The sequence below is a fragment of the Agrobacterium sp. ICMP 6402 genome (assembly GCF_009498615.1).
Lineage (GTDB): Bacteria > Pseudomonadota > Alphaproteobacteria > Rhizobiales > Rhizobiaceae > Agrobacterium > Agrobacterium burrii.
On the sequence record NZ_QSNV01000014.1, the window covers coordinates 74,638 to 98,786 of the forward strand.

General features: G+C 56.0%; 22 protein-coding genes. 14 read left to right on the forward strand and 8 right to left on the reverse strand.

Going from position 1 to position 24,149, the window contains the following annotated elements; all coding sequences use genetic code 11:
• Positions 1-887: 887 nt before the first annotated feature.
• The 11 genes from DXT96_RS25120 to repC (DXT96_RS25170) all read left to right on the forward strand — a co-directional run bounded on the left by DXT96_RS25120 (position 888) and on the right by repC (DXT96_RS25170) (position 12,680).
• Entirely contained in the window at positions 888-2,825 is a 1,938-nt protein-coding gene (locus DXT96_RS25120) for a ParB/RepB/Spo0J family partition protein (protein ID WP_153516957.1), read from the forward strand.
• Positions 2,826-2,892: 67 nt separating this feature from the next.
• Positions 2,893-3,072, forward strand: a complete 180-nt coding sequence (locus tag DXT96_RS25125; RefSeq protein WP_153516958.1) for a hypothetical protein — start codon at positions 2,893-2,895, stop codon at positions 3,070-3,072.
• 627 nt (positions 3,073-3,699) lie between these two features.
• Positions 3,700-4,980: a plasmid replication protein RepC gene (gene repC, locus DXT96_RS25130; RefSeq protein ID WP_153516959.1), complete on the forward strand. Its 1,281-nt coding sequence runs from the start codon at positions 3,700-3,702 to the stop codon at positions 4,978-4,980.
• On the forward strand, positions 4,977-5,483 hold the full coding sequence (locus DXT96_RS25135; RefSeq protein ID WP_153516960.1) for a thermonuclease family protein: 507 nt from the start codon (positions 4,977-4,979) through the stop codon (positions 5,481-5,483). Before repC (DXT96_RS25130) ends, DXT96_RS25135 begins: the two co-directional genes overlap by 4 nt.
• 401 nt (positions 5,484-5,884) lie before the next feature.
• Positions 5,885-6,220, forward strand: coding sequence for a DUF736 family protein (locus DXT96_RS25140; RefSeq protein ID WP_153516961.1), 336 nt, complete (start codon positions 5,885-5,887; stop codon positions 6,218-6,220).
• A gap of 120 nt (positions 6,221-6,340) precedes the next feature.
• Positions 6,341-6,547: a hypothetical protein gene (locus DXT96_RS25145; protein WP_153516962.1), complete on the forward strand. Its 207-nt coding sequence runs from the start codon at positions 6,341-6,343 to the stop codon at positions 6,545-6,547.
• A gap of 69 nt (positions 6,548-6,616) precedes the next feature.
• Complete coding sequence (locus DXT96_RS25150; protein ID WP_153516963.1) at positions 6,617-7,681, forward strand: Fic family protein; 1,065 nt, start codon at positions 6,617-6,619, stop codon at positions 7,679-7,681.
• Positions 7,682-7,899: 218 nt separating this feature from the next.
• Positions 7,900-8,778 (forward strand): ArdC family protein, encoded by an 879-nt coding sequence (locus DXT96_RS25155; RefSeq protein ID WP_153516964.1) that lies wholly within the window; start codon positions 7,900-7,902, stop codon positions 8,776-8,778.
• Positions 8,779-9,058: 280 nt separating this feature from the next.
• Positions 9,059-10,276: a plasmid partitioning protein RepA gene (gene repA / locus DXT96_RS25160; protein WP_153516965.1), complete on the forward strand. Its 1,218-nt coding sequence runs from the start codon at positions 9,059-9,061 to the stop codon at positions 10,274-10,276.
• Positions 10,273-11,268: a plasmid partitioning protein RepB gene (repB, locus tag DXT96_RS25165; protein WP_153516966.1), complete on the forward strand. Its 996-nt coding sequence runs from the start codon at positions 10,273-10,275 to the stop codon at positions 11,266-11,268. The genes repA and repB overlap by 4 nt, the downstream gene beginning before the upstream one ends.
• Before the next feature lie 197 nt (positions 11,269-11,465).
• Positions 11,466-12,680, forward strand: a complete 1,215-nt coding sequence (gene repC, locus DXT96_RS25170) for a plasmid replication protein RepC (RefSeq protein WP_153516967.1) — start codon at positions 11,466-11,468, stop codon at positions 12,678-12,680.
• A gap of 127 nt (positions 12,681-12,807) precedes the next feature.
• On the opposite strand, the gene DXT96_RS25175 is transcribed toward repC (DXT96_RS25170), so the two are convergent.
• The 4 genes from DXT96_RS25175 to DXT96_RS25190 all read right to left on the reverse strand — a co-directional run bounded on the left by DXT96_RS25175 (position 12,808) and on the right by DXT96_RS25190 (position 15,062).
• A complete protein-coding gene (locus tag DXT96_RS25175; RefSeq protein WP_153516968.1) occupies positions 12,808-13,290 on the reverse strand; it encodes a helix-turn-helix transcriptional regulator in 483 nt (160 codons plus the stop codon).
• A 221-nt stretch (positions 13,291-13,511) separates the two neighbouring features.
• The gene (locus tag DXT96_RS25180; protein WP_153516969.1) at positions 13,512-13,907 is read right to left on the reverse strand and encodes a hypothetical protein; all 396 of its coding nucleotides are present in this window, start codon (positions 13,905-13,907) and stop codon (positions 13,512-13,514) included.
• Positions 13,904-14,368, reverse strand: coding sequence for a hypothetical protein (locus tag DXT96_RS25185; RefSeq protein WP_153516970.1), 465 nt, complete (start codon positions 14,366-14,368; stop codon positions 13,904-13,906). The genes DXT96_RS25180 and DXT96_RS25185 overlap by 4 nt, the downstream gene beginning before the upstream one ends.
• Positions 14,369-14,372: 4 nt before the next feature.
• Positions 14,373-15,062 (reverse strand): ParA family protein, encoded by a 690-nt coding sequence (locus DXT96_RS25190; protein WP_371419002.1) that lies wholly within the window; start codon positions 15,060-15,062, stop codon positions 14,373-14,375.
• A 747-nt stretch (positions 15,063-15,809) separates the two neighbouring features.
• Between DXT96_RS25190 and mobC the strand changes: the two genes are divergently transcribed.
• Genes mobC through DXT96_RS25205 form a run of 3 tightly spaced genes read left to right on the forward strand, consistent with a single transcriptional unit; the run spans position 15,810 to position 18,942 of the window.
• Positions 15,810-16,211 (forward strand): plasmid mobilization relaxosome protein MobC, encoded by a 402-nt coding sequence (gene mobC, locus DXT96_RS25195; RefSeq protein ID WP_153516987.1) that lies wholly within the window; start codon positions 15,810-15,812, stop codon positions 16,209-16,211.
• A gap of 1 nt (position 16,212) precedes the next feature.
• A complete protein-coding gene (locus DXT96_RS25200) occupies positions 16,213-18,735 on the forward strand; it encodes a relaxase/mobilization nuclease domain-containing protein (RefSeq protein ID WP_371419003.1) in 2,523 nt (840 codons plus the stop codon).
• A gap of 6 nt (positions 18,736-18,741) precedes the next feature.
• Entirely contained in the window at positions 18,742-18,942 is a 201-nt protein-coding gene (locus DXT96_RS25205) for a hypothetical protein (protein ID WP_045232523.1), read from the forward strand.
• Between the two features lie 66 nt (positions 18,943-19,008).
• On the opposite strand, the gene DXT96_RS25210 is transcribed toward DXT96_RS25205, so the two are convergent.
• From DXT96_RS25210 to DXT96_RS25225, 4 genes are read right to left on the reverse strand one after another with little or no spacing between them, the layout of a single operon-like run.
• Positions 19,009-21,111, reverse strand: a complete 2,103-nt coding sequence (locus DXT96_RS25210; RefSeq protein ID WP_153516972.1) for a type IV secretory system conjugative DNA transfer family protein — start codon at positions 21,109-21,111, stop codon at positions 19,009-19,011.
• A complete protein-coding gene (gene virB11 / locus DXT96_RS25215; RefSeq protein ID WP_371419005.1) occupies positions 21,108-22,130 on the reverse strand; it encodes a P-type DNA transfer ATPase VirB11 in 1,023 nt (340 codons plus the stop codon). The genes DXT96_RS25210 and virB11 overlap by 4 nt, the downstream gene beginning before the upstream one ends.
• A complete protein-coding gene (virB10, locus tag DXT96_RS25220; RefSeq protein ID WP_153516973.1) occupies positions 22,111-23,328 on the reverse strand; it encodes a type IV secretion system protein VirB10 in 1,218 nt (405 codons plus the stop codon). Before virB10 ends, virB11 begins: the two co-directional genes overlap by 20 nt.
• Positions 23,328-24,137: a TrbG/VirB9 family P-type conjugative transfer protein gene (locus tag DXT96_RS25225; RefSeq protein WP_153516974.1), complete on the reverse strand. Its 810-nt coding sequence runs from the start codon at positions 24,135-24,137 to the stop codon at positions 23,328-23,330. Before DXT96_RS25225 ends, virB10 begins: the two co-directional genes overlap by 1 nt.
• Positions 24,138-24,149 lie beyond the last annotated feature (12 nt).

The following is a 24,149-nucleotide window of genomic DNA, read 5'->3' on the forward strand; positions in this document are numbered from 1 at the left end:
GGATGAACGATGACTTCAAGACAGCAACTATTGGCGAGGGTGCATGACATCGCTGATCCCTGCGAAGAGCTCAGGCAGGGTTTTCGTGCGTTGGCAGCGGACCCCTCAATACCCTCGGATGTACAGCAAGCCTCTCTCGATCTGGCCGACGCTATCGAGAAGGTCTTTCAGATCGCGCACTACATCATGAAAAGTGAAACGGCAGCGTCAGGTCATTGAGAGCCAGGCGGTGCGGTTTTGCCGGAGGAAGTCGGTCCCGGCTTCCGCTTCGCGGCGCAAGCTAAGCCTCCTGCGGCTTCCTTTTTCCCGGCAAAACCGCGTCGAGAATTCCCGCTTTCCCGGCCTGAAGAAGGGCCGTCGCTATGCTGAAAGCTCCGATACTCTTCATTGTTCGTTTGGCTCGTCGCAACGAGCAAGCGCCAACCGACACGCCGAGCGGCACTCAACACGGTGCACTTTCTCATTGCGCTAATTCACGTTGAACTAGATCTGCCCGTGAAGCGGAGCGCCCAACACTCGGAGCGGAGCGGGCAGATCGATCCGGGGAACCGGCTGGCCGGTTCACTTCTAGAATGAGCGTCCGAGAAGCGGACGCACGATTTTTTATACCTATCCGCTCTTACGACAGGTCGCGGATCGCGCCAATGGGCAAGCGCGCAAGCGCTGTCCCTCGTCTGGAAAAACGGCTTTCACCGCCGAGCCGGCGAACCTTCCGTTTTTCCCTCCTCCGGACCCATGACCCGCTCCACCCCCTGACGGGAGCGGGCTGCGCCCTCCCCCTTCGTTCCGCCGGATGTGGGGGCACATCCTACGGAACGTAGGCAGAGGCTTCGCCCACTAGCGGGGCTTGCTCCCAAGGGAACCGGGAAAACTTTGGAGATTGACCTATGACCGAGATTGTCAGCATTCCGCTTAGCAAGCTTGATACGGACCCGAAAAACGTCCGCAAAACCTACAAGGCCGAGGGCGTCGAAAGCCTCGCAGCGTCCATTCTCGCCAATGGTGTTGTTCAGAACATCGTCGTGCGCAAGGCTCCAAAGGGCCGCTACTTTGTTACGGCGGGCGGTCGTCGGCGCGCTGCCCTGTTGCTCCTTGTCGAGCGCGGCCAGATCGCAGCCGATTATGCCGTGAACGCTATCGTAAAGACCGCCGACGAGGCGACAGAGCTTAGCCTGACCGAGAACGTGCAGCGTGAGGAAATGCACCCTGCTGACCAGTATGTGGCGTTTAAGGCCATGGTCAACGAGGGCAAGGCCATCGCGGATATCGCTGCGCGGTTCGGTGTCACTGAAATCATCGTTCGCCGCCGTTTGGCCTTGGCGAAGGTCTCGCCGGTCTTGCTGGCCCTGTTTCGCGACGACGAAATGACGTTTGAGCAGCTGACCGCCTTTACGGTCTGCGATGATCACGAGCGTCAGGAACAGGTCTGGGAGTCTCTTGATCGATGGAGCCGCGATATCTCGCGGATTAAGTCGGCACTGATGACGGACGAAATTGCCGGAAGCGACAAGCGTATCAAGTTCATCGGTGGCCTTGATGTCTATGAACAGGCAGGAGGCGCAGTTCGCCGCGACCTGTTCGACGCGCAGGGCGGCGGGTTCGCGCTCGACGTAATATTGGTTGAAAAGCTGGTCAGCGAGAAGTTGGCAGCGGTAGCCGAACCGTTTTTGTCGCAGGGCTGGAAATTTGTCGAAACCCACATGCAGCGGCCCGACTGGATTTTCTGCGTTCCTCGCGTCTATCCGAAACAGATCGAGCTTTCCCCTGATGAACAGTCGGAACGTTTGCGCCTGTGCGCCGAACACGATGAACTCGTAGAGCTCATGGACCGTGACGGGGGCGAGGAAAGCCAGTCCGAGCGCATCGATGCCATTAGCGCACGACTGGATGAACTGGACTCGATGCAGGAAGTCTTTTCCGACGAGGACAAGGCGAAAAGCGGGGTTATCGTTTCCTTGGACTACTACGGAAGGGCGGATATTGCCGTTGGCATCCGCAAGCCGGGTGATGACGAACAGAACGAGCAAGCGGAAACGGAGGATGACGATAGCGGGTCCGAGGTTTCCGAGAAGGATGAGGAGGTCGGCTCGCCGAAGATCGTCCACTCTGCTGTGCTGGTCGAAGACCTGACAGCGCAGAAGACAGCCTCGCTCCGCGTCGAACTTGCCAACAATCCCGATGTCGCTCTGGTCAGCGTCGTTCACGCGATGCTGCTCGATCTTGTTTATCCCGGCACCTATGGCCGTTCACGAGGGATGACCGCGTTGCAGATCGCCGTGACGCATGAGCGTTTGCAAGGTTCGATGAAAAGACCGGATGCGAGCCGGGCGACCGCGGAATGGGACCGTATTGCCGAAAATTTCGGTTATCAACTTCCCGGCGAGCCGGAAGACCTATGGGACCATCTTCTTGATAAGTCGCAGTCGGAGCTTTTGGGACTGCTGGCCTATGCCGCTGCGCACACCCTCAATGCGGTCGAGACGAAACATAGCTTCCGCAAGGACGCATGCGCCCATGCAGACCAGATCGGGCAGACCCTAAAGGTTGATATGACCGACTGGTTCGAGACGACAGCGGAAAGCTATTTTTCGAGCCTCAATCGCGCAGGCATTCAAGCGGCGGTGGCAGAAGTGAAAGGCGCTGATTTCGCTTCGCGTATCGCAGGTATGAAAAAGGCCGAGGCGGCCGCTTTTGCCGAAACCGCAATCAAAGGGTCCAGCTGGCTTCCGTCGCTGGTCCGGATCGCGCCTGATCCGAAGGCCGAGAAGTATCAGACGGAACTCCGTTCGGAGGATGAGCAAACTTTCCCGATGGCAGCGGAATAGCCGCGCTGCTGTCAGCCGGTCACGTCCTCCAGCGTGACCGGCTTCCCTCTCGACACGAGGCAAAGTCATGTTCGATCAAGTCCCCGACCCCACCAAAGCCGCCGAATGCTGCTGCCAACTTATTCAAGCGTATCTGTCCGATCCAGAGCATGTGGATTGGGGGGATGTTCAAACGGCAGTCAACACCGCTCTGGAAGCTTTCGATCTTCCGCCCACGTTCTTCGAGGAACAGGCTCAAATCGCCTGATTCTTGGCTCTCACCGCCCCGCCCCGCCCCGCCCGTCTTTGGTCCGATACCAAAGGCGGGCTTTCTGTCATTCGCAAACTTGGTGCAATAGGGATGAAAAGCCGGTTCATGGGTTCGGAGCGTCGCGAAACGCGCCCCTCCGTTGAGAGGAGGCCCAGGCCCCCTCCTCTCAAACTCTCCGTCCCACCCGAGGTCAAAAAGCCCTCTAAAGGTGCTGTTAACCGATGTTTGAGCCATTTCGGTAACGGCGCCGAACGCTCTTGCGCACGCCGCTACGAATATAAAGCCATAATTTTCAGGGGTTTTAGGCGTGGAAGCCGCGTTGAAGTGCGAATAACGATTGAGAGAAAGCTCAGTCGTTGCGCCAAGTTGGGTAATCAAGCTATGTATTGTCTCCGGCCGGAATCAGCTACTGCTGCGGCTCGTACCCTTTTAACCCAAGTCTGGAGAACACGCAGGCCCAGAAAAGAGAAAACCGCTCCCGAGAAAACCCGGAAGCGGTCTGCAAAAAACCAAATAATTAAGCAGATTTGTTTTCGCAGACCCCCCTTCCCCTGTCAATAAGAAAAACGCCTTCTCGGTGAACGGCGAAGCCTTGTCTGGTCCCTTGAACAGGAGACATGACAAATGAGGGAAACCCTCACGAACAAGCAGCTAACTGGCCGCAGAATGACAAAGGAGAGAGCTGAGTTCCGGCGACTGGCACAGTCAACGGAAGTCGGAACGGTGACGCGCGGCCAGTTGGCGGTGTTGTCACAGAGTCTTCCATGCACCGGCCTAATTACTAGTACCGAAAGCCATCTGCTGACAGTAATCGTCAACACCGCCCGGGCCGACGCCTTCGACAAGGGTGGTCGACCCATTGTGTTCAAGTCCAACAATCAGCTGGGGTTCGAGATTAACCGCTCACCTGGGCGGGTCAGCCGTATCCTGTCGAGGTTGTTCGACGCCGGGCTCGTTACCATGCAGGACAGCGCAAATTTCAAGCGCTATCCGATTAGGGACGGCGAAGGCGAGATTTCAGACGCTTGTGGCATCGATTTGCGTGTGCTGATTGCCCGCTACCGTGAGCTCGACGCCCTAGTGCGGCAGAAGCGAGAGGAGAAACGCGCCAGCGACGCCGCTGCCCGCCGCTTTCGCGACGCACTCAGGAGCGCCCGTTACGCGCTGGTGAATGCCGTCGATTTGACGAAAACCGCCCTTGCGAGCCTTGCATCGCGCATCGACCGTATTGCTGCCTTTGTTGGTATCGCCGGCAGAGCGCCCGCTTTTGTTTTGAGGCGTGCAGCGATCCTGCTGGAGTGGCTTGTTGGACGATCACTCAAGGCATCGATGCGGCCGCAAAGTGTGTCTGATTATGATAATATGACATGCACGAATGTCGAAAACGACATGCACAAACAGATTACAAACCCCCATCCGTTTGACTTGAGTAAAAAGGAACGGCGTCCGGCTAAAGCCGGCCAACACAATTCACCTAAGGCTGGCTACACCAGCAAGAGGGCTTTTGAGGAAAGCCTGACGAGAGGATCCGACCCAGACAATAGGCAATCTCGCCCGCAGCAAGGGATTGTTGCTCTTGATGATGTGTGGAGGGCGGCGCCATCGTTGAAAGACTATTTCACCACCGCGCCACGCAGCTGGTCCGATCTAGCCCGCATCGCCCCGCAAATTTGCCGCTTGGCGGGTGTCTCAGAGGACGCGCGGCTTCGCGCCGTCGATCAGATGGGCCAGCAGGCCGCCGCGATCGCCATCGCGGTCACGTTCGAGAAATATTCCCGCCAAGAAGTCAGCTCGCCCGGAGGGTATTTGCGCGCCATGACGGACCGGGCGGCATCCGGTGAGCTTCATCTTTCGCGTTCCGTCTTCGGGCTTGCCGCCCGCAACTCCACGGAGGCTCTAAATTGAGAATACAACCCGTTTTTTCGGCTCTCTTGTTCGCTCTTGTGTTTTCACAACCATCCGGCGCGGCCGACTATTCCGGGCAAGCACGCGTGATCGATGGCGACACCTTCAGCATTCGACAGCAGCGGATCAGGATTGCGGCGATTGACGCCTGCGAGCGCTCGCAAAAGGGCTGGAAGAATGGAGCCGAATGGGCATGTGGTGTCGAGGCTCGCAGCTATCTTTCCCGCCTTATCGACGGGAAGCATGTGACATGCACCATCATCGACGAGGACCAATACCGTCGCCTAGTCGGACAGTGCTACATCCAGCAAACCGATATCGGCCTTGAAATGGTGAAAGCCGGCCAGGCGCGACTTCTGTTGCAGTATCTACCGCGAGGCAACTCAATACCTCTTGAGGCTTACCATCAGGCCGAAGACAGCGCCCGAGGCAGACGTTTGGGCCAGTGGGCGGCCGAGATCGACGCGCCGAGCAACTATCGCCGTTCCAATTCTCATCAGTAGCCCAATGACAATTGGATCTGGAACCGCCGAAATCCTCCTTCGGTAGCGCCAAATTGGCTATCTTGCAGAGCAAAAAGCCGTTTGTTTCCGGTTGTATGCTTGCGAAAGTTGAATAATATTGGCGCACGAATATGCGGTTATTGTCGTTGGTCGTACAGGTGATGTTTGGTAGACGCTTTCAGTAGACACCCCTCCAAGGCGGTTGCTCTTGATGCCCGTTCGCACAGCGACGCGGTTTGCTCAAAGCTGGCTGTCCACCAAATTTCCCCGCCTTCGGCTTCCTCGCGAAGCAAATTTGGCACCCTTCCAGCCTCCTCCGCTGCGCTTCGGCCTCCGGTGCGCACCGCTTTCCGCTGGGCCTTGTGAACGCTCATCGCAACCACCAAAGAGGAGTGACCACCATGAAAAACATCACCAACTACATCCAGTTCAACGGCGACAATATCGAAACCGCAGACGGTACCGGCCTCATCTCCACCATCGAGCGAGACCTCGAAATCAGGGTAACGCCTTTTTCTTCCACCAACGAGAGAGCCCCGACGCACCGCGTCTATGCAACATCTCCCGCAGGTCACAAGCTCGACGTGGGCGGCATCTGGAAAAAAGAGAACGGCGAAGGCAAGCCCTACTACACGATCTCGATCAAGCGCATGGGCTTTAATGCCAATCTGGGCCGGTTCCCCGGCCAGGACGATCCGACCCTTCAGGCAATCATCGAGTGGGAACCCCGCGATTGATTGCGCAGAGAAGCCCGGTTCATGACCGGGCATCTCGCCCCGAAAAGGCTGAAAATCCGCCAAATAGCTGGATTTTCGGCCCTTTTCGTGTTAGGTTGACCAGTAATTGGAGATTTGTCGATGAACATTCATTCCACCCGTCCCGACCGCTCCCCGGAAGCCGTCGCGGCTCGAAAGAAGAGCACCGATCAGGCTCGCGCCATGAATATTCGCCAAGGCTATCAGGGCAACGACGCCCTGCTCGAAGCGGCAACCGCTGCTTACGTTGCCGGCGATCTCACCCGAGAAGAGTATCGCGCCCGCATCTTGCCGCAGCCCAAGGGCTGATCATTTCATTCAAGTCTCAAGAGGCTCAAGGCCGTCTGCTAGCGCAGACGGCCTTTTGTTGGTTTACGCATGGCTGAAGAACACCCCAGGGGTTCCTACACTTATCCCAACACGTCAGACGATCCGGATCGCCAGAACGTTCTTCGTAATAAGTTCGGTATCGAATTCAAATCGGAGCTTCGCACGGTCGAGTACCGTGCAACGCAAGACAGAATTTCGGAAATCCTTGAGGGTGATGGTCCCACGGGGAACTTTGATGCCGCTCATCTCAAGGCGATCCACGGGCACATATTCCAGGATGTGTACGAATGGGCCGGTCATACCCGAAACGAAAGCCCGGTGGTTGACGGAGCTCGTGTCGAGCCGATTGGCGGCCTTTCAAAAGGCGGAACGTCTTTCCTACATGGCGCGCGTATAGACATGGGTCTGAATGAGGCGCTGAAGCCGATCAGTGATCCGCAGGCCCTACGAGCCGCCAGCAGGGAAGAATTCGTTGAGCGGGCCGCAAAAATGCTGTCAGAACTGAACTACGTGCATCCATTTCGCGAAGGCAACGGAAGAACCCAGGAAACCTTCATCACGGAGCTCGGCCGGCATTACGGGCATGACATCGATATGAGCGTGATCAGCAAGACCCGTATGATTGAAGCGTCCATTGCCACGACAAATGACCCTGCCAGCCCTGCCCTGAGGCACGTCATCGAGGATGCGATAGACCCCAACCGCCGCGAGGCGCTGCGTGGTGCCTTTGCGGATCTGGAGCAGGTCGGTGAGAAGTCATTCGAGCATTATGTTCGGACTGCCCGTCCGGGCGAAGAGATTGAGGGCCAGGTGTTCGGTCATGACAATCGCGTTGCAACCCTTGTGACCGAGAACGGCATTATCGCTGTCGATCGCGCCGACCTTCCGGAGCGGATCCCGGCCGACGACGAAGAGGTGAAGTTCACCGCCCGATCTGACTTCAGAACCTTGGGGCGGCTGGAGCAGGAGGCCCAAGCGCAGCCTCAGAGCGTCGAGCAAAAGGCTGAACAAGCGCCGCAGCCGTCAAATCACAACGCAGAGCTCAAGGCCGTTGAAGCGCAGCATCTGGCAACCCGTCAGCAGCAGAACGACCGGGAGGACCGGGGTCGTTAGCCCGGCTTCTTACCCGTTGCAGTACCGGAAACCGCAGCGCCGTTAGCGGCCTGCTCCCTTGTGTTTGCTGTCTCCCATTTCGTTGGGTGATTGACGACGATAGCCCCTCCCCCATTCAACCGCTTCGCGGTCCTCCTCTCCGTTGCGGCCCTCCGGGTGCATGGGCTCGTCTCGGCTATCTCCTTTTTTTGCCGTCAACCAACGAAAAGGAGACGGCTATGCAGAGCAAGGACACCTACCGGCGCATCACGGATGCCATCATCGAGCAGCTTGAAGCAGGAACGAAACCTTGGATCCGCCCTTGGCGCGGGACCGTCCGCCGCTCGCCGGTACCGCAACGCGCCACCGGCGAGGCCTATCGCGGCATCAACGTCATCATGCTGTGGCTTTCCAGCCAGCTCGCCGGCTACGACGAGAACACCTGGATGACCTACCGGCAGGCTCAGGATCTTGGGGGCCAGGTCAGAAAGGGCGAACAGGGAACCCTCGTCGTCAAGTACGGGACCTTCACTCCGAAGGCGCAGGAAGCCGACGACAAGAGCATCCCGTACCTGAAGGGCTACACCGTCTTCAACGTCGAGCAGATCGATGGCCTACCCGACCGGTTCAAAAGCCCGGTTGAAGACATTCCGGAAGGCCCCATGCCGCTCCTCAGGCATGTCGAAGACTTTATCGGTCGAACCGGCGCGAAGATTACCTACGGCGGCAAGCACGCCTGCTATCGTCCAAGTCCCGACGACATCGAGGTGCCCGCGCGTGAACGCTTCTTAAGCGAAGTCCATCTTTACAGCACCGTTCTGCACGAGCTCGGCCACTGGACCGGCTCGAAACAACGTCTCGATCGCGATCTTTCCGGCCGGTTTGGGACCGAAACCTGTGCCGTAGAAGAGCTCGTTGCCGAACTGTCGGCGGCTTTCGTCTGCGCTGACCTTGGCGTTGAGCACGATCCACGCGAGAACACCGCGACCTATCTGGAAAGCTGGCTGACGGTTTTGAAGCAGGATAAGCGGGCGATCGTCACAGCCGCCGCCAAGGCTCAGGCCGTTGCTGATTACCTTCACGGCCTTCGAGGCGCAATAGATATTGAGGCGGCCTAGCGTCCCCTCTAACACAAAGGCAGTCGTTGCGACGAGGTTCGAAACGGAGGCAAGTTGCCTCTGTTTCATACCGATTCTCTCCAACTCGGAGACCGTCAGATGCTAAGGACGATTCTCAGGCAATCCGTTGTCAGCTGACAATTGAAGTAACCATATGAAATATCAGACGAAATTAAGAGGACGCAAATGGTTAATTTCGGTTAACCAAAAACAGCTTGACGGTTATGCCGTCTATGAGATCATTTGCGCAAATTGAAGAGAATTGTCAGGTTTACCGTGAATGGCGAATAAGAGCGCAAAAAGCAATAAAGTCGACAAAATCGAGCGCGTCTCGATTGATAAGACTATAGCCGATGATGCCGCGAAGCTCAGCAGCAATCTTCAGGAACTTTCCGCTCGGCTGTTTTCACCTGATGCGCAAAAGGCACTTCGCCGCTTTAGTAGCACGGAAGCCGCAAAACTGCTCGGAGTAACGGACAGCTACGTGCGCCATCTGGCGGCTCAGGAAGATTCTGTTACCTCCGAGAAGACGTCGGGCGGCCGACGGACCTTCTCCTTGACCGAAATCAACACAATCCGCCAGATTCTGGGTAAAACCAAACCAGCCTATTTGTCTGGACGCCGGGAAAACGAACATCTGCAGGTTATCGCAGTGACCAATTTCAAAGGCGGATCGGGTAAGACAACGACCTCCACGCATCTCGCTCAGTATCTGGCTCTGCGCGGCTACCGCGTCCTCGCTGTCGATCTCGACCCGCAAGCTTCGATGTCCGCAATGCTGGGCTATCAGCCGGAGTTTGATGTCGGCGAAAACGAGACACTGTTCGGGGCTATCCGATACGATGATCTACGTCGCCCGGTAGGGGAGGTGGTTCGAGAAACCTATTTTCCGGGCTTGGATATAATCCCGGGTAATCTTGAGCTCCATGAATTCGAGCACGATACGCCGCGAGCGCTCGCAGAAAGAAACGGATCCGAAACCGACATGTTTTTCATGCGCGTCGGCAACGCGCTCGCTGACCTCTCTGACAGATACGACGTCGTCGTCATCGACTGCCCACCGACCTTGGGGTTCCTGACGCTTTCTGCGCTATGCGCTGCGACGGCAGTGTTAATCACTGTCCATCCCCAGATGCTGGACGTGGCTTCCATGAACCAGTTCTTGGCAATGACATCGGACCTTCTTTCTGTGGTCAAGGACGCTGGTGGCAATCTGGAATATGATTGGATGCGCTATCTGGTCACGCGGTACGAGCCGAACGATGGCCCACAAGCGCAGATCGTTGCTTTTCTACGAAGCTTGTTCGGAGATCGTGTTCTGACCTCGATGATGGTGAAGTCTACGGCTATTTCTGACGCCGGGCTCTCAAAGCAAACGATCTACGAGGCCGCACGGGAATCGATGAATCGACAGACCTATGATCGCGCTGTTGAATCAATGGATGGGGTGAACCTCGAAGTTGAGGCACTTCTCAAGAGTTCATGGGGGCGTGCATGAAGGGCCGTGACATTCTAAAAAATATGGTCAGTTCAGCGGGTAGCGAACGGCCACCTAAGGCATCCACTCAGCCACAGCACAAGCCAGCTGGCGCGGTGCGAGCCATGAACTTGTCACTTGGTCGGCTCGGTGATGAAGCCGCTGCGGCCAAAGAGCTACGTTTGGCGCTTGCAGCCGGTGACAAGGTCGTCGAGTTGACGCCGACGCATATTGACGCATCCTTCATTCAGGATCGCATTCCGACGGACCACGATGCAGCCCTTGAGGATCTTATTTCCTCTATGCGCGAGAGCGGGCAGCAAGTCCCGATCTTGGTGCGGCCACATCCTACGAGGGAAAACCACTACCAAGCGGCCTACGGGCACCGCCGATTGCGCGCGGCCATCATTCTGGAACGCTCAGTCAAAGCCATCGTACGCCAACTGACCGACGAGGAACTTATCGTCGCGCAAGGCCAGGAAAACGGGCCGCGCGTTGATCTCAGTTTCATCGAGCGCGCTCTTTTTGCGAGGCGGCTCGAAGAGCACGGCTTTGATCGCGACCGCATATCTCAAGCGTTGTCTGTCGATAAGCCTGAAACCTCGCGGCTCTTACAAGTGGCCGACGTCATTCCAACGGAAATCATTATGGCTGTTGGGCCCGCTTCTAGAATCGGTCGGCCACGCTGGCTGGCCTTTGCCGAACTGTTGAAAGACAAAGCGGCGGCGGCACGGGTAGCGGATTCCATCGCGGACCCTCATTTCAGAACGATCGATACGAATGAACGTTTCGCTCGTCTGTGGAGTCAGGCTCAGGATGCAAAATTGCCGCAGAAGAGCACCGCGGGTAAGATTCGCACGCGCAAGGGTATCGTGCTTGCATCGATAGAGCGAACCACCAGGGGCGCCAAGATCACAGTTACATCAGAAGAATTTTCAAAATTCCTAGACGCTCGTATGAGCGATCTCGTTGAACAGTTCGAAAAAGAAAACGCTTCTGAAACAAACCATTAGTTCGATTGTCAGCTGACAATCCGATCGCAACTAGGAGATCAAAACCGCAAAAGAAAAAGGCCCCCAAACGTCGCCGTCGTGGAAGCCCTTCTCATATGTGTCGCAACTAGAGAATCGCATTTCCCCGAATCCCAGTCAATAGTCTTTGGCGCTGTTTTGGCGAGCGGATTTCTTTTGCCTTTGTGAGGGCTGAAGAGATGCAAACAGGAAGTGTAACGACGCCCTTTGGGCGGCGACCTATGACGCTTGCTCTGGTGAAACGGCAAATCGCTGTCTCCGAGATCAAGCCGGGTAAGAGCGCTGATAAATGGATGATCTTTCGAGACGTCAAAGAAGCGCGCGAGCTCTTCAAGCTGCCTCCTTATTCGATAGCGGTGCTTGATGCGCTGCTGACGTTCTATCCGGAAAAGGAATTGCGCCAGAACGCGCAGCTGGTGGTATTTCCCTCCAACGCTCAGTTGATGGTACGCGCCAACGGAATGTCCGGAGCAACCCTTCGGCGGCATTTAGCGATCCTTGTCGATGCAGGGATGATTGTCCGCAAGGATAGCCCCAATGGCAAACGATACGCTCGAAAAGATGGGGCAGGGGAGATCGAACGCGCATTCGGATTTGATCTTTCTCCGCTTTTGGCTCGATCCGAGGAGTTCGGGTTGGCGGCTCAACAGGTGGCGACCGATCGCCGCGAATTCCTCAAGGCCAAGGAGAGCCTTACACTATGCCGGCGGGACGTTCGAAAGGTTATCAGCGCCGCGATCGAGGAGGGGGCTGATGGCGACTGGGAAGCGATAGAGGCTGTCTACCTCGACATCGTCCGACGGATTCCCCGCACCCCGTCAGCGTCCGACCTGGCAAAAATCCTCGACGAGATGCAGCTTCTTTACGAAGAAGTCATCAACCGGCTGGATTTGATGGGTAATTCAGAAGATATAAGCACCAATGGTGCTCAGACGGAGCGCCACATACAGAATTCAAAACCCGAATCCATCATTGAACTTGAACCTAGCTCTGAAAACGAGCAGGGCGCGAAGCCGAGTGAAATCAGTCGACCGAAGAGGGAGCCGATAAAGGCGTTCCCACTTGGTATGGTTTTGAGGGCTTGCCCGCAGATAAGCGATTACGGGCCGGGCGGCCAGATCGCAACTTGGCGAGAGCTGATGTCAGCCGCTGTTGTCGTTCGTTCGATGCTCGGCGTTAGCCCGAGCGCCTATCAGACCGCCTGCGAAACCCTTGGACCCGAGAATGCGGCCGCTGTCATGGCCTGCATTCTGGAGCGGGGGGGCCAGATCAACTCTGCAGGCGGTTACCTGCGTGATCTGACGCAACGGGCCGAGAAGGGTGAGTTTTCGCTAGGTCCGATGCTGATGGCCTTGATGCGCGCCAATACTGAGAATGATCGACAGGCGGGATGAGATGGTGATGTTCGGCGCTGTCTCCATCTCACGCAACGCCGGCTAGGAAGCTGTCTTGCAAGACGTATGGCTTCGCCTGGCGTTGGGTGGCCGATGCCATCAGCCGAGGAAGGCCCCGCTAGCCGCCTTACTTCTTGTCTCTCTCCGGGCGCTCTTCAGGTGTCATGCGCGCGATAATTCCGATAAGATTTCTCACGGCTTCGTGCGGTAGACTCCGTGTAAGGTGCGAGAGCTCCAGGTGATCTTTCGCTTCTTCCGGCGTACGTCCGTAAAGATGAGGTGCAGCTGCAAAAAGGATGTCGATCGGCTGGAAGCCAAGAAGTTCACATAAATGGATCATCCGCGTGACTGTCATCCTCGAAAACGCGCGCTCATAGCGACCGTACACTGCTGTCGAGAGCCCGACCATCGAAGCAAATTCTTCTCTGGTGAGCTTTTCGTCTTCGCGAGCCTTGCGCAGAAACGCGGCAAGTTTCTCGTCCATTTCCTTGAAACTCACGATACCTTCGAAGCCTGGGCGGCGGTAAAGCGGCCGGTCTACTTCTTCATCAGTGGTCTCAACGAGGCCCTTCGAACTCTTGTATTTGATTAGGTCTCGCGTTTCCGACATCACCCTCAGCCTCAATCCGCTTTTCAAGCGGTATTATGTACCAAGCTGAACCAACTTGGCACCAGTCTGTTCCTATGAATCACCAAACGGTCTTTCTACCAATTTGGGGGTAAGGTGTACAATCGGCGGCAAGTTGCAAACTTAGCCAACTTGGCGAACTCAGTTTTGGTGTACTTACCGCTTCGACCCGCGCGATATAGTGTATTTTCAAGAATATCCAGCTATTTGGTTCTAAGAGAAACTAGAGCCCAAATATCATCTTTCCGCTCAAAGACCCCTTCCAAGCGGGTATCTTCTTTGATCCAACCGAGTTTCGCAGTCAACTCACATGCGATGGCGTTTCGAGCTAAACTAATGCAGCGATCGACGTGAACTGACGATTTGGGGCCGTAGTTTTCTATATCCCATTTGGATAAGATAAACAGTTGCTCCTTGGCTGCCTGGTCAGTCGGCCAGTCGCCCTTATCGGTTACATCCGTCCCACTCACTGTTTGCGCCAGAAGGGAATGTTTCAGGGCGGGAAGATCTATTCCGACCAATACCGCCTGCGGCGCGAGGACAACTCCGAGCAATCCACCTAACGCAACGCCAAGAAGGAATTTGGGGTCCAGGATCAATACCCGTTGTCCCGCAAGTATTGGTCTATGGCCGTCTTGATGATGACCGTCATTTTAATTTCGTTCTCAACCGCGGCTCGAGCGAGCCGTTGCTTGGTGTCGAAGTCGAGAGGGCAGTTTACGAAGTGCTTGCTTTCTCTCGCCTTCGTCTGTTTCAGGTCCTGTAAGCGCAGTCTCGACGCTTCTTGGCGAAGAGCTCGTGTTGTGGTTCGCTCCCGCCGAACATCCTCGTTGGCAGAAATCAGATTCCCGCTTTGTTGGTTCGGGCCGAAGTCGGCTTGAGGATTGGTAGCACTCGCATCTATGTCCGTCGGCTGCATGTTGGCTGCCTTGTCGGTGACCACGACTTCAGGAGTGGCCGGAGCTGACTTGGAAGGCACAGACTGGCCGACTTGTGGCTCCTGACGCGGTTTGCGAGGCGCAACCGCAAAATCTGTCACACTGGTGTCGCGTTTAACCATAGCATTAACCCCTTGCGGTCGTCTGGAGGTAGCTTTCAACTTCGTGCTTGAATGCTAGAGCTTCTGCACGGGCCTTTTTCACGGGATCGGTTAGCTCAAGCATTTGGAGCGTTCCATAGCCGGTTCGAATCTCTCGATAGGGGTTCCGTTCAACAAGTTCGGTTTCGAGCAGGTGTGAATTATAGCCGCCCTCTTGAAGGTTGGCGACAAATGGACGAATTAAACGATACTCTTCAAGTGCGCGGTTCGGCATGCTTATCCGTGTCCTGTATATGAGGTGTGGGATCTGCCGTCCTATCTGATCACTCATGTCGGCAACATCGCTGGCTGCTTGGCCAGCAGCCACGATCTCGTCCTGCGCTGGTTGGATCGGCGTTATTACCAGTTGGGAACCAGCAATGATCGTGTCTCTGGTAACGGTATCCTGGCCGGGAGAATCCATGATCACAACGTCATAATCTGCAGCGTCTTGTTCGAGGACTTGCCTAATACCAGAACCTTGGGCTGCAGTCACAAGCGCTATGCCGTCTGGCTGGTAGTTTTTCTCAATTGAGCGTTGGAACCAAGTCGAGAGGTTTTGGCGACCATCCGCATCGATGAGCAGCACGCTTTTGCCTTCGAGAGCAAACTCTCCTGCGAGAAGGATGACAGCAGTCGTCTTTCCTGCACCACCTTTCCCGCTTACTGCGGACATGCAAATTGTCATAGTTGCTTCTCCCAAAAATTTTGTCCGACCTCTTGATGGCCCCCAGGGCATCCGTGTGGCCTCATCGTTTCGGTTCTTCCAAACGGCAGGCCCACACTGAGCATCTCGTGGTCGTTGACATCTTACCAACGGTACAAAAACGCCGTAGGGCGACCGGAACCATGTCGCGGCACGCCCGCACGACGATAACTTATGTTGGGTTCACACGGGTGGTCAACTCGCCGGTTAAGATCGAAACGACTAAACGACAACATGATATGTCCGGGTGAAGTGTACTCAACGTGCTTTGCCGCCATGTTGAGGGACAGAAGGTAAAATCTACATCTAAAAACCACACGGCCTACCGTGTGGTTTCCTCGTGTGATCTGTTCGAGTGGTGAACCCCGGAGCCGCGTGAAGGCCGACTTTGGTAGGCGAACGGAAGCCGCAAGAGCGTAGAGCGGAGCGTCCCTTGCGGGTGAGTACCGCTGCCATACCAAGGGCTTCTTAGCGGTTTTGGCGGTGAACCCTGGTGAGCGTTTCAATGCTTTGAAGCCGATGCGTAAGCGTCGGTATTAGTGGGACGCAATGGGATGGAGGGGGTTATAGGTCGTTGCAGGTCGTTTCATATTATGAGTGGCAGGTCGTTTCATATTATGAGTGGCAGGATACGCAAAAATGTTTTACATTTTGGTCGTTTCTATCGAGGGACTGGCCCTCGATGCCTTCGCGTTGCGCTGGAAAGGCCTTCGGCTGATGAGTGAAAACAGTTTGGTGACGTCTGCGACTAAGGCCCGTAAAGACCGGCTCGTAAACGTGCGCTTGACGGATGCCGAACATGGAAAGATCGAAGAGGCGGCCAAAGCGGCTGATATGAGCGTGTCCGCGTTTTTCCGTTCGCTGTTGCTTGAGGGTGCAGGCGTGCGGCCGATTTTGACGCGTGATGACCGGCTTATTATGGCGGCATTGCTGGAAGATATGCGCAAGATCGGTGTGAACTTGAACCAGGTCGCGCGAGCGCTGAACAGCGGCAAGGCTGTTCATCCGAGTGAACTAGATATCAATCTAGCTAACGTTCAGTCGATTCAGGCCGCTGTAATGCTTGAACTCCGATCGCTTTCAAGGCGTGCTGGCTATCAGCGGCGTGGGGAGGCGTAGGGTGGAGTTCTTCTTCGGAGCGTTCACGAGTGACTGGGAGCAGAAGCGCGCAACGCTTTTGCATGAGATGTCACTTGGAGGAAAGGCGGCGCAATCTGAAGAAAATCTCTTCAAGTACGTTCATCAGATCAAGGAGGTTAAGGGCGGGGGAGGCGGACCCACGGTGAAGCCTATGCGGATGCCTCGCATGCAGTTTCCCCGGATCTCAATGCCTTCTGGTAGTGCGGCGGCTTCAAGCCGCCCGATGGAGGCGCGTCTTACGAGCGTCGCGAAGGGTAGTCAGCCAGCTGTTGTGAAAATGGCCTCCTATGGCGGCGGTGCACGCGTCGGATCGATGCTCAACTACGTCTCGCGTAGCGGTGAGTTGAAGGTAGAGAACGAAAACGGTGAGAAACTTGAAGGCCGTGAAGATCTTGCTCGTGTTCGGGGCGACTGGAACCACCTGTTTCAGAACCGGACGGAGAGCCGAGATATTGGAAGCTTCTCGGTGGAGGTCGCGGCCAATGCTGATGGAGAGGATTTGCATGGCCGGGTGCGAGATATCCTATCGAGTGGTTTTGGCGACCGGCGGTACGCTTATGCCGCTGCGGAGCGCGCTGACGGTTCATTGACGATTGATGGCCTTGTCGTTCTACGAAGCGGGCAGGGTAAGAGGCTTACAGCCGACGCCAAGGCGGCCGGGATCGTGCAGCAAAGTTTTGACGCTAGCGCAGTCGCAGGTCAGGGCGCTGCGAGGTTTTCCTTCGGAGGCTATGGAAACGGTGTCGATTACGGCACCACGAAGGTTCGGGAGCTTATCGCGGACAGTGCAGAGGTTCGGGATGATCGCGGTCGCTTAATAGCAGACGGTAAAGCGGCCGGAGATCTCGTTCAAAAGGAGTGGCGCGAAGAGCTTCATAGCCGCAAAAGCCGTGATGTTATGCATGTCATCATGTCCGCCCGAGCCGGAACCGATGCAGGAGCCTTTGAAGGCGCTGTTCGAGATTTCCTCGCTGACCAGTTTGCTGGACATCGGTACGTCTTTGCGATGCACGACCCTGAAACCGATACCAAGCAACCAGGGGAGGGGGGCAAGCGTCCGCATGTCCATGCTCATGCTATCGTCACGATGCGATCAGAAGCCGGGGACCGTATCGAGACAACGCCGGCAACCTTTCGCCAATGGCGTGAAGTGATGGCCGAGAAGGCGCGCGATCACGGCGTCAATATGGAAATGACAGATCGACGGGAGTTTGCCTCAGCGCCCGCGTACACGCGCAACCAGGTCAGGGCCGTAAACCGCGAGGGCAGGACCGACCACGTTGGAACAAGTGAGCCCGCTCAGGCTCGTTACGATGCAAAGCGATCGGGCCGACGCACCGTAGCGTCAAGTGATCGCAGCCGGCAGTATACCGTCAAGGCTCAGGAGACGTGGCAAAAGATAGCTGCGGTTTCCGGTGATAGGCGGACTGTAGCTTTCGCAGCTGAACATCGTGATGTCATTGAGACAGGGCTCAGAGAGCTGGATTCTGCAAATAATTCAACAGTCGTTCACTCGGATTTCGGCGGCGATTTCCGTACAAATATGATATCATTGCAGAAGATGCTTTTGGAGGCAGAGGACATGCGCGAGCAGACACGCCAGGAGTTTGAATCATACGAAAAGACTGTCGAAACAGCTCTGTTCAGACTTGAGCGAAGCGCTGGACCCGACGACAGAGCCGGTTTCGATGAGGTTGCCACTACAGCCCGGGAAATTGTTGATCTGCGCCGTGAAATGCTCGAGCTCACCGAGCGCGTTGGCGATAGACAGATTGGCAACGAGGACGATCGGGAACCACTTGCTGACGCCACGGACCAGCGTGGGGGAGCGGATGAACGTAGTGGAGCCATCGCCACTGACGCTGTTCGCGATGACGCGTTTCGCCTCGCCAACGAGGCTGACGATGTCAGCAAGAAGTGGGATGAGGCTGTTGCCAAGCATGGCGAAGCGGTTGTTGAGGCTGGCAATGATGCGATGATCGATGTCGAGCATTTCAGAGAAGGTATCGCGCTGGTACAGTCGGGCGAGTTTTCTGAAGAAGACCTTGAAATGTACGAGACCGGGCTCAGGTCAGCCCTGCGGCGTGCCGCCGAGCTAGCGGCCGACGGAAACGCCTACCTTCGCGATGTCGCTGTCGAGGATCCAGAGCTTCGCAGCGAAGTCGAAAAAGTCGAACGCGAAGACGGCCGGACAGACGAAAACACGACCAACAAAACCGCTTCTACGTCTGATGCTCCTGACGATCGTCAGCGCGACCTTCAGCTTGATGCGGAAGAGGAGCGGGGTCAGCTTCCAAGCGAGCGCGAGGCGCACGAGTTGGCCGACACAATCGAGGCTACAAACAAGCAACAAGATCGTGTAAAACAGGAGCGTGAGGCTGGGCAGAAAGCAGGAGAAACCACGCGAACTGACCCTGCGCAGCAGCACGTGCCTCGTCTTGAAGAACTTGAGCGGGAGCAAAATGAACAGAGGGACCGCGATCGGGACGATCGTGAGCGGTGATAGGCCATGACAAACCGATACGTCATTCAGACTGAGAACAGAAAGTCGGACGAAGCCGTAGGAAAAGGGATCGTCGCGATCTTCGCCTTCGTTGCTGCTCTCGCTGCTATCGGCTTCGCGTATCAGACAGTTGTCGGATGGTATGACGCGGCCGCGATCTGGCTTGGAGACATCGGCCAGTATCTCGCTGGCTTTTGGCCATTTTAGTCCTTCTACCCGAGCAAGTAGATTCGTAGCGGCTCTGAGAGCGAAACTCCTAGGGCCGTTTCAAATTCAGGCTGTCTCTGGGTCTGGAACGGTCGCAGCGAAAACGTCCATGATGTTCTTTCGCTTAGTCGGGTTCTTTCCGACGCTGTTTTTCTCGACCTGTTCGCGAAGTTTCTGTGCTGCAAGGGAATGCAGCGCTTCAATCTCCTCTCGCCGTGCAATGTCATCCGACACGGAGCTATTGCGCTTCCGTGGGGTTTTGGGTCGGGCTGCGGGCGAGGCTTTGGCTTTCGAGGTCAATGCGGCTGGATTGACGGTACGCTTCGCTGGGGTGGTTGCCGGCGCTGTTACATCCGCGGGCTCTAGCGCCATCGTTGCAGGCATCTGCTTTTCCGGCTCTTTCTGAGCGGGATCGGCTTCCGGTATGTTCGTTTGGACTGCAGCCGAAGGCTCAGCTACCGGCGCTACATTTCCGGCATTCTCATATTCTGCAGTCGTCGCCGGGACCGGCTTCGATGGAAGGTACTCGATATCCGGGACACTCGGGATGTGAGCCTGGGCGTAGGCCTCAGCTGCCTTGAACGGCTGGGTGTTGAAGAACCGAAGCTTTTCGGCAAAAATTGGACGCTGGCCCTCTACCAAAAGGATCATTCTGTTTTCCGGCATTTGCCGGACTTCCTGGGACATCATGAGGTCCCGCTCGCGAATCTGCTCGACCTTCGTCCGCCGTGGGAGTCCCATGATTTCGATTGTGCGAGACTCCGACGAGTAGCGAATGGTCCTCTTGCCGAGAGCCCGTGACGCATAGTCGGCCGTCGCCTGATCATTTGCTCCAAGGATCAACTGGTGGCCGCAATTCCCCAAGAGTGAGTGCCGCGAGGTCTCTCCATATATCTCATCTAGGTTTTTCAGGTCCTGGATAATGAATGCGAGCTTGATCTTGTAACCGGCCACGTAAGGCAGCTTCGTCATGATCTCGTCCATGCGTTTCAGCTGGCGAAATTCATCGAGAAGAAAATAGACAGGAAGGGAGTTTGGATCGTGCTCAAGCGTGAGAATATCCATGACCTGTTGGACAAACAGGGTCAGTAAGGGCCTGAGAAGCGTAATGTCGGTGATGTTCGGAGCGAGATAGATCGTAATGGGGCGCCGTTTCATGGAGCGAAGGTCCATGTCCGTGAATTTTGTTGCGGCAACAACCCGTTCGTTCTTGAAAGGTCGCATAGCCTTCTGGATATCCAGAAGCGCTGATGCAGCGGCTCGATCAGACAGGGAAAGATATGAGTTGAAGCTCTCGACGGTGAATTTCGAGAGGTAGGGCTCTTTCTCCTTGATGTGCTTCATCAAGGCCTGGAGATCTACGCCGCTGTTGAAGAACGAGTTGATTTCGCCCAGATTGCGGCGGTCCCGGTAGAAGGGGCTTTCGAGAATGTAGCTTATCGCGCCGGCGAGGACCTGCTGCGCGGTAGCCTGCCAAACCGAATTCTCAGACTCCGTGTTCTCCGGAACAAGAATGCTGGCAATGTTCTGAATGTCGGTTGTTCGATTGCCCCGTTCCGGTCGCACAAAATCGAGTGCATTATAGCTGTTCGTGCGCTCGGAGCCCGGTGCAAAAATGAAAACCTGGCTGCCATTCTTCTTCCGATAGCCGGCCGTCGCCTTGAAGACCTCTCCCTTTAGGTCGGTAACGATCATCGAGCCTTCATGCATGAGAGCATTCGGAATGACGTAACCGGCACCTTTACCGGACCTTGTCGGCCCGATGATCAGGTGATGGCGATCGTCCTGCGCCCGGAGGACCTTGCCTCCAAAACGACCGAAAATATGCCCCTTCTTGCCGAACCATTTCCCCGTCCGCAAACCCGCGATGTCCTGAAACGCGGCGTCCCCTAATGGGCTCGTAACTGGCCTAAGGCCGAGATAGGCAGTAATTGCGGCGATCACGAAGGCAGGCACCAATGACCCCAGGGCGACCTTCTGCAGGGTAGGATTATCGCTGTAAGCCCAGAACTGTTGTATTGGCGCGAAAGGGTTGCTTCGTATCGTTGTATCGAGGATCCTGCCGTCGCCGTAAAACAGGTGAAGGCCAGCGCCATATCCAAGCATCCAGGCCGCAAAGGCAACCGCGAGGCAAAACGCTAGGTAGACGGCTTTGAAGCCCTTCGTCATGCTTCATCTCTTGCAAAGAAAATCTCCGAAACGCCGCGCTTGCCTCCTTCGCGGCGGAGCTGGATGACGATCGGGATCACCATTTGAATGTAGGACATTAAGTCCTGCTTCGAGTAGCCCGCCGACATGCCAGATTGCTGCATCATCATTGCAAGTTGCTCATATGCCCCCATAGGGGTGTCTGCATGAACTGTGGACATGCTACCCGGATGACCGGTGTTGATGGCACGCAGGAAAGAGAAAGCTTCAGCGCCTCTGATCTCGCCCACGAAAAGGCGGTCAGGACGCATGCGCAGTGCCGACTCGAGCAGGTTTTGAATGGTCACATTGGACGTACCTTGCCCACCTTTGGAAGCAACCAAGTGGACTGTGTTTTTCTGTGGCGGAAAAAGTTCCCGCGTGTCTTCGAGCGTCAAGATGCGCTCGTTCAGGTCAACTGAGTTGAGGCAGGCATTTAAGAATGTCGTTTTGCCCGAGGACGTGCCGCCGCTGATAAGGATCGAAACCCGCTTCGTGGTCGCAGTATGGATGAAGTCGTAGATCTTTTCTTGGCGCAGATACCCGATGAGCTCGCGATCGACATTGCTCAACCCTCCAACGGCAACCGACACCTTATCGAGCGATCCGTTGTCCCTGTAATCTTCCAGAGAGAAATTCTGGACGACCTGCTTTCGGATGGTAATGGATCCTCCGTCAGGAGCCGCGGGCGGTAAAACGACCTGAATGCGCTCACCAGTGGGCAGCGCCGCGCTTAGGATTGGATTGGCCTGGTTCAAGAACTGCTTTGTTGAGGCGGCGACGCGTTCTCCGATGTTCTCTATCTCTTGCGCGGTCAGAACATCGATAAGATGATGCTCCATATGGTCCGCGCCAAACCGTTCCACGTAAACGTGGCCCGGCTTGTTGATCGCGATTTCGACAACCTTTGGATCATCAAGAAATGGCCTGATGGGCTCCAACGAACGGGTCAGGAAATAGTGGGGATCATGAACCAGTGGGTTACCTGCCGGAGCGTTCACGTTTGATCTCCTTCATCGCTTCTGTAACCGGATCGTCGTACATGTCGCTGAAATCGAGGTCTTGGCGTACGAAGATGAAGATGCGTTCGCCCTGTGGGACGCTGATCGTTGGGGGGATGCGAAGATTTTCCGAAAGCACGGTGTTTGCCATGTCGCTAAACGTCTGTGCGATCGTCTCGCGAGCGAGATCCGCCCCACGCTGCGCATCATCATTGTTGGAACCTGAACTCTGTTCGCTTCCATATCCCGTCAGATAGCTTGCGCCGCCACCAACGATCGAAAGAAGGATGGAAGCGCCGAAACGCTCCCGGAACTTGTTATCAACGTGACCTGTCAATCCTGATCGACCGAGGCTATCCGCTCCGATTGAGTTTAGCCTCACGCTGGCACCATCGTCACGGATCAGGCGTGTCCAGACGACGAAGATACGCTTCTGTCCACGCGTAACCTCCGACTGGTATTCGCCAATTAGGCGCGTGCCTGTAGGGATGATCACGCGCCGGCCGTCGAACGAGTAGACATCCTGAGATGTAATAGCACGGATCTGCCCGGGAAGATCACTCACGATGGCCGTTTCCAGAATGCCTGGAATAAGCGTGCCTTCTGGCACTAAAGCGTCGAGGCGCTTCAGCTGTCTGGCCTTGGCGCTGCGATCTCCTATCGCGCTCGCGGACGAGAGGTATTGGCTATTCTTGTCCTCGCCGGCAACCGTCAACGGCGGGCCGCTGGCCGACCCGTCCAGCGAACCATTCCCGTTGCCTCCCAAATTCTGGTCCATAGTGATGAGCTTTGACCTGAAGCGCTCGGGAAACTCCTCCACTTTGGGTACTTCCACGGTAGGAGGCGGAGCCACTGGTGGTGGCGGCACGTTGAACGTTGTCGTGTCAGCTGGCGGCTCGGGTGGCGGCGGAGGCGGCGGAGGTGACGGTAAGACGACGACCGGCTGTTCCGGGGCAGGTTGCGGCTCACCATCGCGCACGAAGCCAGGCGGCCGGAACGTCGTGGTGCGAAACTCTTCATCTGATTGGGAATTATCTCGCGGCTCATCTTTCGAGGTCGCAAGGACCATGTATGCGGCGATAACGCCAAAAATCACCAGAGCAGCCATTCCGGCCGTCTGGTTCCGTTTTGCGTTCTTGTTGCTGACATCCGTTTCGTCAGCCTGCGCCATAGCTTCAAGTTCGGGACTGCGCTTCATTAGTTGCCGCTCCTTCTGCGCTTGCTTGCGTCCGGATCAGGTTTTGGAGCCATGATGTCAGGGTCAGGGGCTGCAAAATCGGGCTTGCGTAGATTGAAAATGCAGGTCCATTGGTTCCCGTCTCGCAGCGTGTATTGCGTCGCCGTGCCATCAACGACGATGTATTCGCCCTCTTTTCTGAAATTCCGAAGGGTCTCAGAGAAGTCGGACTGAACCGCAAAAATCGCTGGTACGCGCCCTTTGAACTTAAAGAACGTCTTTTTCCCGTCATCGAAGACCATAGACGGCTTCAAAGCGGCATCACCCGAAAATGAATAGTCGATATTTACATTGGCCTTGTCGATATTGCTTACGTTCGGATTCGCGGCTCTAAACTCCGCCTCTTTCCGCAGAGATGCGTTCAAGTCCTTCTCGGGGTACACAAACCGGATTCCGAAGACCTTACGTTCGTCTGTCGGCGCGTAGTCATTTAATTCGAGGAAATAGATCCGCTTGGATGTCACGACATTCATGTTAGTAGCGACACCCTTCGCAATAGGTTTTACGAAGAGGATGTTCCCTTTTTCAGACGGCGCGACCTGCCAACTGTCTGTGTCGCCAAGAGAGATCGTCTCGAACTTTTCATCTTCATCGAAGATGATCATCGTTGAGATGCCGTAGGTCGCGGAGACCTTCACCACGTTGTTTGGCTGATAAACGACGCTTGTAACGCGTGAATCCAAAGTGCCAGGACGAGGCTGTTGTGCGCCGAAGGCGTGAGTCATCGTTGCGGCCATGAAGGCCGCTGAAACAAGTAGTCTGACTCTCATCCTGCTGCTCCC

Excerpts from the sequence above, each read along its gene's own strand:
- DXT96_RS25120 (WP_153516957.1), top strand. The coding sequence starts at position 888 with ATGACCGAGATTGTCAGCATTCCGCTTAGCAAGCTTGATACGGACCCG.
- DXT96_RS25125 (WP_153516958.1), top strand. The coding sequence starts at position 2,893 with ATGTTCGATCAAGTCCCCGACCCCACCAAAGCCGCCGAATGCTGCTGC.
- repC (WP_153516959.1), top strand. The coding sequence starts at position 3,700 with ATGAGGGAAACCCTCACGAACAAGCAGCTAACTGGCCGCAGAATGACA.
- DXT96_RS25140 (WP_153516961.1), top strand. The coding sequence starts at position 5,885 with ATGAAAAACATCACCAACTACATCCAGTTCAACGGCGACAATATCGAA.
- DXT96_RS25145 (WP_153516962.1), top strand. The coding sequence starts at position 6,341 with ATGAACATTCATTCCACCCGTCCCGACCGCTCCCCGGAAGCCGTCGCG.
- DXT96_RS25150 (WP_153516963.1), top strand. The coding sequence starts at position 6,617 with ATGGCTGAAGAACACCCCAGGGGTTCCTACACTTATCCCAACACGTCA.
- DXT96_RS25155 (WP_153516964.1), top strand. The coding sequence starts at position 7,900 with ATGCAGAGCAAGGACACCTACCGGCGCATCACGGATGCCATCATCGAG.
- repA (WP_153516965.1), top strand. The coding sequence starts at position 9,059 with ATGGCGAATAAGAGCGCAAAAAGCAATAAAGTCGACAAAATCGAGCGC.
- repB (WP_153516966.1), top strand. The coding sequence starts at position 10,273 with ATGAAGGGCCGTGACATTCTAAAAAATATGGTCAGTTCAGCGGGTAGC.
- repC (WP_153516967.1), top strand. The coding sequence starts at position 11,466 with ATGCAAACAGGAAGTGTAACGACGCCCTTTGGGCGGCGACCTATGACG.
- DXT96_RS25175 (WP_153516968.1), bottom strand. The coding sequence starts at position 13,290 with ATGTCGGAAACGCGAGACCTAATCAAATACAAGAGTTCGAAGGGCCTC.
- DXT96_RS25185 (WP_153516970.1), bottom strand. The coding sequence starts at position 14,368 with ATGGTTAAACGCGACACCAGTGTGACAGATTTTGCGGTTGCGCCTCGC.
- DXT96_RS25190 (WP_371419002.1), bottom strand. The coding sequence starts at position 15,062 with ATGTCCGCAGTAAGCGGGAAAGGTGGTGCAGGAAAGACGACTGCTGTC.
- mobC (WP_153516987.1), top strand. The coding sequence starts at position 15,810 with ATGAGTGAAAACAGTTTGGTGACGTCTGCGACTAAGGCCCGTAAAGAC.
- DXT96_RS25205 (WP_045232523.1), top strand. The coding sequence starts at position 18,742 with ATGACAAACCGATACGTCATTCAGACTGAGAACAGAAAGTCGGACGAA.
- DXT96_RS25210 (WP_153516972.1), bottom strand. The coding sequence starts at position 21,111 with ATGACGAAGGGCTTCAAAGCCGTCTACCTAGCGTTTTGCCTCGCGGTT.
- virB10 (WP_153516973.1), bottom strand. The coding sequence starts at position 23,328 with ATGAAGCGCAGTCCCGAACTTGAAGCTATGGCGCAGGCTGACGAAACG.
- DXT96_RS25225 (WP_153516974.1), bottom strand. The coding sequence starts at position 24,137 with ATGAGAGTCAGACTACTTGTTTCAGCGGCCTTCATGGCCGCAACGATG.